General features: G+C 73.2%; 10 protein-coding genes. 5 read left to right on the plus strand and 5 right to left on the minus strand.

Annotated features, from left to right (window positions below):
• Nucleotides 1–46 precede the first annotated feature (46 nt).
• The gene (locus tag GWK15_RS10850) at nt 47–2467 is read right to left on the minus strand and encodes a glycosyltransferase family 2 protein (protein WP_168041292.1); all 2421 of its coding nucleotides are present in this window, start codon (nt 2465–2467) and stop codon (nt 47–49) included.
• Nucleotides 2468–4102 carry a thiamine pyrophosphate-binding protein gene (locus GWK15_RS10855; protein WP_168041293.1) on the minus strand — a complete coding sequence of 545 codons (1635 nt, stop codon included), beginning with the start codon at nt 4100–4102 and terminating at the stop codon, nt 2468–2470.
• Between the two features lie 163 nt (nt 4103–4265).
• Between GWK15_RS10855 and GWK15_RS10860 the strand changes: the two genes are divergently transcribed.
• The 3 genes from GWK15_RS10860 to GWK15_RS10870 all read left to right on the plus strand — a co-directional run bounded on the left by GWK15_RS10860 (nt 4266) and on the right by GWK15_RS10870 (nt 7302).
• Entirely contained in the window at nt 4266–5252 is a 987-nt protein-coding gene (locus GWK15_RS10860) for a Bug family tripartite tricarboxylate transporter substrate binding protein (RefSeq protein ID WP_168041294.1), read from the plus strand.
• Between the two features lie 30 nt (nt 5253–5282).
• Nucleotides 5283–6257: a Bug family tripartite tricarboxylate transporter substrate binding protein gene (locus tag GWK15_RS10865; protein WP_168041295.1), complete on the plus strand. Its 975-nt coding sequence runs from the start codon at nt 5283–5285 to the stop codon at nt 6255–6257.
• 70 nt (nt 6258–6327) lie between these two features.
• Complete coding sequence (locus tag GWK15_RS10870) at nt 6328–7302, plus strand: Bug family tripartite tricarboxylate transporter substrate binding protein (RefSeq protein WP_168041296.1); 975 nt, start codon at nt 6328–6330, stop codon at nt 7300–7302.
• 70 nt (nt 7303–7372) lie between these two features.
• Here the strand turns inward: GWK15_RS10870 and GWK15_RS10875 are convergent, their stop codons facing one another.
• Nucleotides 7373–9415 (minus strand): BAR domain-containing protein, encoded by a 2043-nt coding sequence (locus tag GWK15_RS10875; RefSeq protein WP_168041297.1) that lies wholly within the window; start codon nt 9413–9415, stop codon nt 7373–7375.
• 48 nt (nt 9416–9463) lie between these two features.
• The gene (locus GWK15_RS10880) at nt 9464–10051 is read right to left on the minus strand and encodes a LysE family translocator (RefSeq protein ID WP_168041298.1); all 588 of its coding nucleotides are present in this window, start codon (nt 10049–10051) and stop codon (nt 9464–9466) included.
• A 96-nt stretch (nt 10052–10147) separates the two neighbouring features.
• On the opposite strand from GWK15_RS10880, the gene GWK15_RS10885 reads away from it, so the two are divergent.
• Entirely contained in the window at nt 10148–10615 is a 468-nt protein-coding gene (locus GWK15_RS10885; protein WP_168041299.1) for a RidA family protein, read from the plus strand.
• Between the two features lie 49 nt (nt 10616–10664).
• Here the strand turns inward: GWK15_RS10885 and GWK15_RS10890 are convergent, their stop codons facing one another.
• Nucleotides 10665–12119, minus strand: coding sequence for an N-acyl-D-amino-acid deacylase family protein (locus GWK15_RS10890; protein ID WP_168041300.1), 1455 nt, complete (start codon nt 12117–12119; stop codon nt 10665–10667).
• Between the two features lie 159 nt (nt 12120–12278).
• On the opposite strand from GWK15_RS10890, the gene GWK15_RS10895 reads away from it, so the two are divergent.
• Nucleotides 12279–13526 carry an ABC transporter substrate-binding protein gene (locus tag GWK15_RS10895; protein ID WP_168041301.1) on the plus strand — a complete coding sequence of 416 codons (1248 nt, stop codon included), beginning with the start codon at nt 12279–12281 and terminating at the stop codon, nt 13524–13526.
• The last annotated feature ends 54 nt before the right edge of the window (nt 13527–13580 follow it).

Here is a 13580-nt window from a genome sequence, read left to right on the forward strand (position 1 = left end):
ACAGTCGGTCCATACACGATCGAACCGGCCTGCGCATTGCGTTCGCTCACGTGCCCTGAAGCACTTCGTGGCGCGATGCCCGCAACAGCGCGGTGAGGCGCGGCGCGAGCAGCAGCGACTGCCCCCGGCTCTGGCGGCGCGCGCGACTGTCTGCATTCTCCGGTGGTGGCGCCTCGCCCGGCAGCAGCAGCGGCAGGGTCCGGCGCTCCTCTTCGGTGAACAGCGCCGCGAGGCCAGGTGCGCCTAAGACCGGAACACTGCCGGCGAGCAGGGCGCGCACGAGGCCGTCGCGATCCGTCACCACCATCGTCTCGGGCCCGGCCGGCATCCCGGCGGCATCCGCGGCCGAGACCGTCCCGCAGGGCGGGGCGAGCGCCGGCAGGACGATGGCGCGGTCCTGCAGCAGCGCGCTGCGCCGCGTCGCGCGCGACGGCACGACGACATCGAGCCCGCGCGCCGTCGCGGCATTGGCATAGGCGTCGCGGTCGTCCTCGATCAGCCAGCCGATGACGGGGCCGAGGAAGCCGGCCTCGCGCAGCGGCGCCACCCAGTCGGCGCCGTCATGGGCGCGCAGCAGGCGCAGCACCAGGTCGGCGCCGGGGGCGTGGTCCGGCAGCTCGCCCCGGATGTCTAGGGCGATGCCCTCGGCGGCGAGCGCGGCGCGCGCCTCCTCCCGCGCCGCGGGGGCGATGGTCTCGGCGCACCAGGCGTCGACCAGCAGCAAGCGCACGGCGCGGCCATGCTGGGTCAGCGCGCCGCGCAACCGCGCGCGGATCGCCTCCTGCCGCGCGGGCGGGGGCGCGGGCGCGGCGACGCGGTCGCGCACGGCGACCTGTTCGTCGGCCAGCGCGGTCCGCGCCGCCGTCCGCTGCGCGGCATGGATGCGATAGAAGGCGGCGGGCCAGGGCACTTGCAGGATGCGCGGCCGTTCCGCCGCCGCGCGCAGCCAGAGCTCGTAGTCGAAGACGGCGGCGAGCGAGGTGTCGAGCCGCCCGCCCAGCCTCTCCCAGAAGCCCCGTGCGACCAGCGCCTCGGGCTGGAGGAAGAAGCGGCCTTCCGCCCAGCGGCCGAAGACGTCGCCGAGCGCCTCGGTCGTGAAGCCGGCCGGTCCCTCGGCGAGTGGGCGCTGGTGGCCGATGATGCGCCGCCCGCGATGGGGCAGGGAGGAACCGTGGACGATGTCCACCTCCGGTGCCCGCGCGAAGGCGGCGCCGAGGCGATGCAGCGCGCCGGGCGCGAGCAGGTCGTCGGCGTTGATCCAGCCGAGCAGGTCGGCGTCGCTGCCGGCGAAGCCCTTGCAGATCGCCTCGGCGGGGCCGTTGTCGGGCTCGCTGATGACGTGGTGCAGGTGGTGGCGGTGGCGGGCGATCAGCGCCGCCGTGCCGTCAGTCGATCCCGCGTCGACGATGACGTGCTCCACCGCCGGGTAGCCCTGGGCGGCGACGGAGAGGATCGTCTCCTCGAGCCAGGGGCCGGGATTGAAGCAGGGTGTGACGAGGCGAATGCGCGGCCATGACGCGCCCGCCGGCAGCAGCGCGTCGAAGCCGGCGGGCGGGCGGGCGAAGGGCCAGGGCAGTTCGCCGAAGCGCGGCCAGGCGGCGCCGGCCATCGCGGCCTCATCTGCCGCGGGCAGGGGGGCGAGGATGGCGGCGGCGGCGTCCGGATCGCCCGCCGCCAGCGCCGCGTAGCCGGCATTGAACCGCGCGGCGGGATCGGCGGGCGCGAGGTGGTGCGCGAGCGCGAAGGCGATGCCCGCGCGCGCCGGGCGATGGGTCGCGAGGTGCCGCAGCCCGCCCTCGTTCGGCGCAGCCTCCCCGATGGCGGCGAGCAGCCGGGCGCGCTGGTTGTCTCCGGCCGCGATCGCCGCGGCGCCGAGGGTTCGCAGCAGGTCGCCCCGCCCCGCTTCCTCGGCGAGGCGGGCGAGTTCCGCCAGCGCCTGCTCCGGCATCTCCGCGATGGCGCCGGCGGCGGCCTCGGCCATTTCGGCGAGCAGCGCTGTGTCCGCGCCCTCGTTCAGGCTGCGGCGATAGGCGGGTAGCGCGGCGTCGAGGAAGCTGCGCCGCATCAGCGGTCGGGGACTGGCGCGCCAGGAATGGCGCAGCACGTCGACGGCGGCCTCCACCGCACCGATGCGGCGCAGCGTGTCGCCGGTCATGCCGAGCAGGTCGGTCAGCACCGGGTCTGTCGCCGCGGCGCCATAGGCCGGGGCGGCGACCGCGCGCGCCGCCGCCGGGCGCGCGAGCCGCGCATGCAGCAGCGCGACCTTCAGCCGGTGCGCCGCGTCCTCCGGCGCCTCGTCCAGCGCGGCCTCGGCCAGTGCGACGGCCTCGGCCTCCTGCCCGGCATCGGCGGCGGCGCGGGCGGCGGAGAGCAGCGCCTCCGGCCAGGGCAGGCCGAGCCGGGCGACGAGCAGCCGCCGCGCGCCCTCGGGCAGTCGTCCCGACAGGTGCGGCGGCAGCGGCGCCATCTATTCCGCCGCGCGCATGGCAGGCGCGGGCAGCACCGCGGCGAGGGAGGTCCGCACCACGATCGCCGCCGGGCCCGGCGCGGCCAGCGCGGCCTCGAGCGCCGGAAGGTCGGCATTGCTGTCCACCCGCGTCACCGGCACGCGGAAGGAGGAGCACCAGGTCACGAAGTCCGGGTTCTCCAGCGTCGTGCCGGAGACGCGGCCCGGGTGCGCCTTCTCCTGGTGGATGCGGATCGAGGCATAGGTGCCGTTGTCCGACAGCAGCAGCTTCAGCGGCACGCCGCGCGCGACGGCGACGGCGAATTCGCCCGCCGTCATCAGCGCCCCGCCATCGCCCACCGCCGCGATCACCTGGCGGTTCGGGTAGCGGAGCGATGCCGCCACGCCCGCCGGCACGCCGAACCCCATGGCCCCCGAGACGGGCGCGAGCAGCCGCTGCGGCGGCGTCCAGGGCACCTTGCGGTAGAAGGGCGCGCCGAAGGTGCCGGCATCGAGGGTTATGATGGCATCCGGCGCCGCGATCTCGCCGATGCGTCGCGCGACCTCGGCGAAGGCGACGCCGTCATTGTGGTTCGCCGGGCGGACCCCGGTGTCGGACACATGAATGGCGCGCAGGCGGGCGTTCCAGGCTTCGCGCGCGGCCGGGGCCGCGGGCCGTTCCGCGCCGAGGGCGGCGATCAGCGCCTGGGCGTCGGCGGCGAGCGCCATCTCGGCTGGGAAGAGCCAGCCGAGGAAGCGCGGCTCGGCGCAGACATGCACCAGCCGCTTCCCCGGCGCGGGCCAGGTCCACCCCTGGGTCGTGATGTCGGTCAGCCGCGTCCCCAGCGCGAGGACGAGGTCGCTCTCCGCGAAGGCCGCCCGCTGCGCGTCCGGGTTCCGCAGGCCGAGGTCGCCGGCATAGAGCGCATGGTCGTTGGGGAAGAGGTCCTGGCGGCGGAAGGAGACCGCGACGGGCAGCTGCCAGGCCTCGGCGAAGGCCTGCAGCGCCTCCCGCCCGCCCGGCCGGTCGAAGGCATGGCCGGCGAGCAGGATCGGCCGTTCCGCCGTGCGCAGCATCGCCGCGAGGCGCGCGACCTCCGCCGGCGCCGGGATGGCCGGGGCGGGGATCGTCGCGGGCATGACGGGCGCGGTGCAGGGCTCGGCCAGCACGTCCTCCGGCAGGGAGATCACCACCGGGCCCGGCACGCCCTGCATCGCCATGGCGTAGCCGCGCGCGATCAGTTCCGGGACCTGGTTCGGCTCGGTCGCCTCGCCGACCCATTTGGCGATGCCGCCGAACATCCGGGTGTAGTCGATCTCCTGGAAGGCGTTGCGGCGCAGGTCGCGCTTCTCGACCTGGCCGACCAGCAGGATCAGCGGCACGGCGTCCTGCTCGGCCGTGTGCACGGCGATCGAGGCGTTGCAGGCGCCGGGCCCGCGGGAGACCAGCACCACGCCTGGCCGCCCGGTCATCTTCGCGTCGGCCACCGCCATGAAGCCGGCCCCGCCCTCGGACCGGCAGGTGACGAGGTCGATCCTGGGATGAGCGTGCAGCGCATCGAGCAGCGCGATGTAGGACTCACCCGGAACGCAGAAGGCGCGGTCGATCCCCTGGTCTGCGAGGAATGCGATCAGGCGCTCGGCGGCAGTGGGCATCGGGCAAGGTTTCCTTGTGGCTTGCCCCTCCGATAGCGCGGGACCGGCCGGTGATCCATGGCGGGGGATGGCTTTGGGCACTGTTCGGGCTATGGAAGGTCCAGAAGCATGGCGTGCGCCCCCCGTCCGGGAGGGGTCACAGCCGTGACCCAGGGAGACGTCCATGATGCCGGATCGCCGCGCAACGCTTGCCCTTGCCCTCTCCGCCGGGCTGGTCGCCCCGCGACTTGCGCTGGCCCAGGCCGCGACCGGGTGGCGGCCGAACCGCTCGATCCGCCTGATCGTGCCCTTCGCGCCGGGTGGGTCGAACGACATCGTCGGCCGCATCCTGGCCGATGCGGCGGGCGGCATCCTGGGTCAGCCCGTCGTGGTCGAGAACCGCGCCGGCGCGGGTAGCGTCATCGGCGCGGAGGCTGCCGCCCGCGCGCCGGCCGACGGCTACACCGTCCTCATCAACAGTGCCCATGCGGCGGTGCCCGCCCTGGTGGCGCGCGTGCCCTACGACACCATCAACGACTTCGTCGGCATCGCGATCGCCGGCTTCTCGCCGCATGTGCTCGTCGTCAACGCGCGCCTGCCCGTGCAGACCGCGGCTGAGTTGGTCGCGCTGCTCAAGGCCAATCCGGGCCGCTACAACTTCGCCTCCGCCGGCATCGGCAGCGGCGTGCACCTGGCCGGGGAGATCTTCCGCGGCGTCAGCGGCACGCAGTTCGAGATGGTGCACTACCGCGGCGGCGGGCCCGGCGTCGCGGCCCTGGTGAACGGGGAAGCGCAGTTCGGCACGCCGACCATGGCGTCCTCGATCGGGCAGATCCGCGGCGGCACGCTGCGCGCCCTCGCGGTCGCGGCGGAGAACCGGAGCGCGGCGCTGCCCGATGTGCCGAGCGCGCCGCAGGCCGGCCTGCCGGGGCTGATCTTCGAGGAGTTCTTCCCCATCCTCGCGCCCAAGGGCACGCCGCCCGAGGCGGTCGCCGCCCTCGGCGTCGCCTTCCGCGCCGCGATCCAGCAGAGCGCGCCGCGGCTGAACGAGGTCGCGGGCGTCGCGCCGCGCGCGGGGCTCGACACGCCGGACAAGGTCATGGGCGTCGTGCGCGACGGCGTGCAGCAATACACCAGCATCCTGCGCGCCGCCGGCGTGCAGCCCGAATAGGCCGGGCCGGCCAACAGGGAGGAGACGACAATGAACATCACAAGGCGCCCGCTGTTGCTGGCGGGCCTGTTCGCGCCCGCGATCGCCCGGGCCCAGGCCGCGTGGCGGCCGGACCGGCCCGTGCGCATCGTCGTCCCCTTCGCGCCGGGCGGGGCGACCGACGTCGTCGCGCGCGTGCTGTCCGAAACGCTGGCCGCGCAACTGGGCCAGCCGGTCGTGATCGAGAATCGCGCCGGCGGCGCGGCGGGCCTGATCGGCAGCGACTCCGTGGCGAAGGCGGCTCCGGACGGGCATACGCTGCTGCTGCATTCCAACGCGCATGTCATCGCGCCCAGCCTCGTGGCGCGGATGCCCTACGACCCGATCGCCGACTTCGCGGCCGTCGCATACAACGGCCGCGTGCCGCAGGTGCTGGTGGTGAACAACCGCCTACCGGTGACCGACATGGCCAGCCTGATCACCTGGCTGCGCGCCAATTCGGGGAAGATCAACTTTGCCTCGGCCGGCATCGGCAGCGGCAACCACCTGGCGTCCGAGGTGTTCCGCGCCGCGCTGCCGGGGATCGAGATGCAGATGGTCCAGTACCGCGGCGGCGGGCCGGCCATGGCGGCGGTGATCTCGGGCGACGCGCATATGGCGATCGACCCCATCGCGTCCGCCGTCAGCCACATCCGCGCCGGCACGGTGCGGGCCATCGCGGTGGCGGGGCCGACGCGCGCGGCGATCCTGCCGGACACGCCCTCGGCCACCGAGGCAGGGCTCCCGGCCTGGTCCATCGCCGCCTGGTTCGCGACCTTCGCCCCGGCGCGCACGCCGCCCGCGGCGATCGCGACGCTCAACGCGGCCTTCAACGCGACCTCCGAGCGGCTGGCCACGCGGCTCGGGGAACTCGGCGTCGAGCCGCAGCCGCAATACGCGACGCCCGAGGCGGTGATGGCCTTCGTGCGCGAGGACATGGTGCGCAGCGCCGCCATCCTGCGTGCCGCCGGCGTGCAGCCCGAATGATGTAGCCTTCCCATCCCGAGGACCGGCCGCCCTACGAGCCGTCCCGGCCAATCGAGGAGATGCCGCGTCCATGATGAACCGTCGCACCCTGCTCGCCGCCGCGGGCAGCCTGCCGCTCGCGGCACCGGTACTGGGGCAGTCGCCCTGGCCGAACAAGCCGGTGCGCGTGATCGTGGGCTTCCCGCCGGGCGGGTCGCTCGACGTCATGACGCGGCTCGCCTGCGAGCAGATGCAGTCCCGCTTCGGCCAGGCCTTCGTGGTCGAGACGCGGTCCGGCGCCTCGGGCAACATCGGGGCGGAGGCGATCGCGCGCGCGACGCCCGACGGCTACACCATCGGCACGATCAGCATGCACAACCTGCTGATCAACCCGCTGCTGTTCACGCGGCTGCCCTATGACGCGCGCAAGGACTTCGCCTGGATCAGCGCGATGTGGGACCTGCCCAATGTCGCGGTGGTCCCCGCCCAGCACGTGCCCGCGCGCACCGTCGCGGAATTCGTCACCTGGGCGAAGGCGCGGCCGAACGGGGTCAGCTACGGGTCCTCGGGCGTCGGCACCACGATCCACCTGTCGGGTGCCTACCTCATGGCGCAGGCGGGCATCCGGGCGGAGCACGTGACCTTCCGCGGCGCGGCGCAGACCATCCCGGCGATGCTGTCGGGCGACATCCAGATCGCCGTCGACAACCTCGCCTCCTACGTGCCGGTGATCCAGGAAGGGCGGATGCGGCCGCTGGCGGTCACGACGCGGGAACGCTGGCCGGGCCTGCCGGACGTGCCAACCATGGCCGAGGCCGGCTTTGCGGGGCTGTCCTACGGGCCGTGGCATCTCTGGGCGGCGCCGGCGGGCACGCCGCGCGCGATGATCGACCGCCTGTCGCAGGAAATCCGCACCGCCTTCGCCGACCAGGCGCTGCAGCAGCGCGCGATCGGGATGGGGGCGCGTCTGCTCGGGACGACGCCGGAGCAACTCGCGGAACGGCTCGAGCGGGAACGCCCGATCTGGGCGGAGATGGTGCGGATCTCCGGGGCGCAGCCCGAGTAGGGACGCGCAGGGGCGCCGCCCCTCCGGACCTCCCCGCCAAAGGCCGAAAGGCCTTTGGGAACCGTGACCGTCAGGTGCCGCGCTGGAGCAGGGCGATGACGGCGCGCTGCCAGGTCTCCCAGGCCTGGTCCATCGCGGCGCCGGCCTGTTCGGCTTCGCGGCTCGCGACGTTCAGGCGCCGGCGGGCCTCCTGCTGCTCGGCGCCGGTGCGGTCCTCGGCGGCCTTGCGCGCGCGGTCCAGCGCCTGGTCCGCGGTGCGATAGGCCCGCGCCTTCATCCGCGCATCGTCGAGCAGCCGGCGCAGCTCCTGCATCGCGGTGACGACGCTGGCGAGGTCCTCCTTGCCCGGCGTGCCGTCGGCGACGCGGCCGAGGATCTCCTGCAGCCGCTCGAGCGTGCCGGGGCCGCCGGGCAGGCGGCGCAGGTTCTGCTCGATGTCGAACTGCTGCCAGCGCAGCAGCACGGGTTCGCCGAGGCCGGTGTCCCACAGCGGCACGTCCTGGCGCACCGCGCGTTCGAAGGGCAGGCGGATCGTCTGCGTCGTGCCGTCCAGCGCGGCCTCGAAGCGCAGGCCGTAATCGCCTTCCGACACGGTCGCGAAGCGCGGCGTCGCGCCCGGGCGCCGCGGCACGTCGATGACAAGCGTGCCCCGCGCCCCGCGCGGGTCGATCGCGATCGCCGTCTCCTCGCTGCGCGCAAGGTCGATGGCCACGAAGCCGCGGCGCAGCTGGATGCGCGTCACCCGCTCGGTGGTCGAGGAGGACTGGCTGTACTGCACGTCGCGATCGCGCGCGAAGGCGAGGATGCGGCCATCGCCCGCGGGCATGGCGCGGATCTCCGCATCGCCGAGGAAGACGCCAGCCTCCGGGCCCTCGAGGCCGTAGACCGTCGCGAGGCCGTCGGGCAGCGCACTCTGCGACGCGTTGCGGATGCGAACCGCGTTGAGCGGGTTCCGCGCCGAGAGGTCCTGGATCCACCAGATGCGTTCGGCCGGCAGGCGGACATCGAGGAAGGGGACGTTCGCCGTCTCGCCGCTGCGGATGGTGACGGGTTCGGCGAGCACGAAGGCGACGCGCCCGGCCGAGGCCTCGGCGGTGGCGGCGGTGGCCGGCTGGGCCGGGGCGCCCCCACCGATGCGGCCGCGCGCGTCGCCGCCATCGGCCAGGCGCGCGGCCTGGGGCGCGGCGGCGCTCATCTCGGCCGCAGCGCGCGGCGCGGGCGCGGCCATGAGCGGCGCCGGCGGCGGGGCCGGGCGCGCGCCGGTGTCGGGGCGCACCTGCACCGCACCGGCCACGCGCACCGGCAGTTCGGGCCGCGGCACGGTGATCGGTTCGTAGATCGGCTGGCGGAAGGCCGCGGCATCCCCCGAGACGAGGGCGAGGCGGATGCGGTCCCAGTCGCTGCCCGAGGCGTTCTCGACCACCGCCCAGCCCTGCAGCCGCGCCTGGGCGTTGCCGCCGGTGGCACCCATCGGCGGCACCAGCAGGCGGTAGGAGGGCTTCCACAGCGGCGCGCCCGCGACGTAGAGCACCGCGACCGTGCGCGCGCGGTCGGCGCGCAGGCGGATCTCGATCGCGCGTTCGTCCGCGGCGCGGGCGGCGGCGAGCGCCTCGGCCGCGCGTGCGACGCGCGCGGCGAGGCCGGCGTCCGTCAGCTTCACCTCGTCGCCCTCGCGCAGCAGCACGGTGACAAGGCCGCGCTCGGTGATGAGGGACAGGCGCAGGCCGGCGGTGACCTCGGATGCGTCGGCGATGCGGCCGCGGGTGCCGCCGGCCTCGGCTTCCTGGCCGCGCAGGGCGGCAAACAGGCGGGTGCGCGATTCGAAATCCTCGGGACGCAGGGGCAGGCCGCGGAAGGCCTCGCCGGCCAGGTCGCGGGCGGGCAGGCGCAGGCCCTCCACCGTGCCGGCGGTATCCACGACGATCAGGCTGCGCAGCAGGTCGTCCACGTCCTCGGTCGGCGCGCGGAAGGTCACGCTGTCCTGCGGCCCGACCTCGCCGGCGCGCTCGATCTGCGCAAGGCCCGCGGAGGAGAGCGTCACGCTGCGCACCGGCAATTCGTTCCCAAGGGCGGTCGAGGCCATCAGGACGAAGGCCAGGGTCAGGCGGCGCATGGGCGTTCTCCTCTCCGCAGGGGCGCGGAGGGTAGGGGGGCGCGCCGTCTAGAGGAAGGCCGGAACGATCGAGGCGACCATCAGCGCCGCCATCACGATGTTGAAAGTCCGCAGCGCCGCGGGCGCGCGCAGGACGCTCGCCGCGCCGGCGCCGAGCCAGGCCCAGGCCAGCGTGCAGGGGAATCCGACGAGGACGAAGGCCGCGGCGATGCGCAGCGTCTCGGTCAGCGTGTCGCCGGACGGGGTGGTGAAGGCAGGGATTGCGGCCATCGCGATCATCCAGGCCTTGGGATTGACCCATTGGAACAGGGACGCGCCGATGAAGCCGAGCGGCGGCCGCGGCGGTCCTTCCCCCGGCGCGCCGGCCCGCGCGATCTTCCATGCGAGGAAAAGCAGCCAGGCCCCGCCGCCCCATTTCAGCGCGATGTGCAGCGCGGGCCAGGCGGCGAAGGGTGCGGCGAGGCCGAGGCCGACGATGACCAGCATGGCCGCGAAGCCGAAGGCGATGCCGATCATGTGCGGCACCGTCGCGCGCACGCCGTTGTTCGCGGCCGAAGCCGCGACCATGAGCACGTTCGGCCCGGGCGTGATGGAGGTGGCGACGGCGAAGGCGAGCAGCGGGGCCAGGGATTCCATGCCGTGATTTTATGTCAGTAATACTGACATTAATATGCGACCTTGCCGGACCGCCCATGCACGTGTCGCATGCGATGGTGGTTTGAGGAGGACGCGATGTCGAACGAAACCCCCGAACAGCGGCTCGCCGCGCTGGGACTGACGCTGCCGCCGGTGCCGCAGCCGATCGGGACCTATGTGCCCTACCGGGTGGAGGGCGGCTTCGTCTACACCTCGGGCCAGGGCCCGCGGCGGCCGGATGGCGTGAAGGTGCGCGGCAAGGTGCCCTCTGAGATGAGCATCGAGGAGGCCTATGGCTATGCCCGGATGATCGGGCTCGGCCTCCTGGCGACGGCCGCGGCGGGCGCAGGCGGGCTCGCGCGACTGAAGGCCGTGAAGGTGCTCGGCATGGTGAACAGCGACATCGACTTCGAGGACCATCCGAAGGTGATCAACGGGTGTTCGGACCTGTTCGTCGCCGTGCTGGGCGAGAATGGCCGGCATGCACGCTCGGCCGTGGGCATGATGTCGCTGCCCGGCCGCATTCCGGTCGAGATCGAGGCGATCTTCCGCATCGTCGACTGACGGCGGCGACCCGGAGGAGCTGCGCGGGGGCGGGGCCCCCGCGCTTCCGTCAGACGCGATTGCGCGTGACGAGCCGTCCCGGCTTTTCCCCCGTCGCGCCCTTGCCGGCGACGAAGGTGGGCACGCCGTTCGCCCAGACTTCCTCGATGCCGGCGCTTTCCTGCTTCGGTTCCTCGAAGGTCGCCTTGTCGATGACGGTGTCGGCGTCGAACAGCACCAGGTCGGCATAGGCGCCCTCGCGGATCACGCCGCGGTCGATCATGCCGAACAGGGACGCCGTGCGACCCGTCATCTTGTGGATGGCGGTCTCGAGGCTGAACAGGCGCAGCTCCCGCGCATAGAGCCCGAGGACGCGCGGGAAGGTGCCCCACAGGCGCGGATGCGGATGCGCATCGTGCGGGATGCCGTCCGAGCCGATGACCGAGGACGGATGCGCCATGATCCGCCGCACGTCTTCCTCGTCCATCTGCCACGTGACCTGGCCGGCCGGCAGCAGGCGCTGGGCCGCCATCCGGATGTCGGTGTTCCAGCCGCGCGCGATGTCCGAGAGGTACTTGCCAGCCATCTCCGGATGCGGGACGGACCAGGTGATCATCACCTTCACGTCGTCGCGCAGGCGGTCCGGCATCAGGACGGTGGACCCGGCCGGGTAGGGGTACATGTCGAAGAAGACGTCCTGCGACTGCGTGTAGGCGTCGATCAGCGCCAGCGTCTGCGTCGAGCGGCCGTAGTTCTCGGGCATCGAGCATTTGTGGTGGCTGATCCAGACCGGCACGCCGACGCGCTTGCCGATCTTCGCCGTCTCCTCGATCGAGGCGCAGACGCGGTCGGCCTCGTCGCGCATGTGGGTGACGTAGATGCCGCCATAGGCGCGCAGCGGTTCGGCGACCGCGATCACCTCCTCGGTCGGCGCATGCATGTTCAGCGGGTAGTAGAGGCCGGTCGAGAAGCCCGAGGCGCCTTCGGCGAGCGAGTTGCGCACCTTGAGGCGCATCGTCTCGATCTCGGAATCCTTGGCCGGGCGCATGACGTCGCCGTTCATCACGTCGACGCGCATCGTTTGGTGGCCGACCAGGGCGTAGGTGTTCACCTCCGATCCGCGCTTCTTCAGTTCATGCGCGTAGTCGCCGAAGCTGTCGAAGCGCCACCAGCCATCCTCCCCGATCAGGTCGAGCGGCGCCGGCGGGCGGGAGGCGAAGCGCGCCGGGGCGAGCGAGACGCCGCAATTGCCGACGACGACGGTCGTGACGCCCTGGCTGATCTTGCAGGTCATGCATTCCGCCCCGCACATCACCGCGCGGTCGTCATGCGTATGGGCGTCGATGAAGCCCGGCGCGAGCGCCTTGCCGTTCGCGATCACCTCGCGGTCGGCGCTGTAGCCGCCGAGGTCGCCGACCGCGACGATGCGGTCGCCGGTGACGCCGACGTCGCCGCGCTGCCGCGGCGCCCCCGTGCCGTCGAAGATCGTCGCATCCCGGATGATGAGGTCGCAGCGCAGCGCCATGGTCGATCGGTCCCGAACAGGAAGACGTGATGGCTCGATCATGGACCGGGCGGGCGCGCGGCGGAACCCCGCCCCCTTGCATCGGCGCCCCGCGCGCGGCCAGCATGCGGTCCGCAGAAGCAAGGGGCAGCAAGTCCCGGCGCGAGCAGAGGAACGTTCATGACCGCATTCAACCGCCGCCAGGTCCTGGCAGGGGGCGCCGCTGCCGGTGCCGCCGCGATCGCGCCGACCAGCCGGGTCTGGGCGCAGGCGCGCGACCAGGTGATCCGCATCGGCGTGCTGGCCGATTTCTCCGGGCCGTACCGGTCGACCTCGGGGCCGACCAGCCTCGCGGCGGCGCAGCAGGCGGCCGAGGACCTCGGCGTCGCGCAGCGCGGGCTGCGGGTGGAGGTGATCCAGGGCGACCACCAGAACCGGCCCGATGTCGCGCTCGCCCTCGCCCGCCGCTGGGTCGACCAGGACGGCGTGGACATGATCTGCGAGACGAACAATTCCGCCGTCGCGCTCGCCGTCGCGAACCTGGTGAAGGAGAAGGACAAGATCCAGCTCACGTCCGGCGCGGCGAGCTCCGCGCTGACCGGCGCGCAGTGCAGCACGCACACGATCCAGTGGACCTACGACACCTGGATGTTCGCCAACGTGGTCGGCGGCGCCTCGGTCCGGGCGGGCGGCGATTCCTGGTACTTCATCACCGCCGACTACGCCTTCGGCCACCAGCTGGAACGCGACACCGGCCAGTTCGTGCAGAAGGCCGGCGGGCGGGTGATGGGCAGCGCGCGCTATCCCTTCCCCGGCACGTCGGACTTCTCCTCCTTCCTGCTGCAGGCGCAGGCGAGCCGGGCGAAGGTCGTGGGCCTCGGCATGGCGGCCGCCGACATGGTGAACTGCGTCAAGCAGGCGCATGAATTCGGGCTGACGCGGCGCGGCCAGCAGCTCGCCGGCATGATCATGTTCGTGCAGGACATCCGCGGCATCGGGCTCGAGGCCGCGCAGGGCATGCTGCTGAGCGAGGTCTACTACCATGACCTCAATGACCGCACGCGCGGCCTCGCGCAGCGCATCCTGCGCCGCACGCCCGACAACATGCCGAGCCAGGAGCACGCGGGGACCTATTCCTGCTGCATCCACTACCTCAAGGCGGTGATGGAGGTCGGCGCCGCGCGGGCCAAGGCGAGCGGCATCGAGGTCATCAACGTCATGAAGCGCATGCCGACCGACGACGACGCCTTCGGACCGGGCCGCGTGCGCGAGGACGGGCGCAAGATCCACCCCGCCTACCTTTTCGAGGTGAAGAAGCCCGAGGATAGCCGCGGCCTGTGGGATTTCTACAAGCTGCGCGCCACGGTGCCGGCCGAGGAAGCCTTCCGTCCGCTCTCCGAAGGCGGCTGCCCCCTGGTGCGAGGCTGATTTCCGCGAGGGGCAGGCGCGAACGCGGCCTGCCCCCGCGATTCCCGCGTGACA

The organism is Neoroseomonas oryzicola, from assembly GCF_012163135.1.
Taxonomy (GTDB): domain Bacteria; phylum Pseudomonadota; class Alphaproteobacteria; order Acetobacterales; family Acetobacteraceae; genus Neoroseomonas; species Neoroseomonas oryzicola.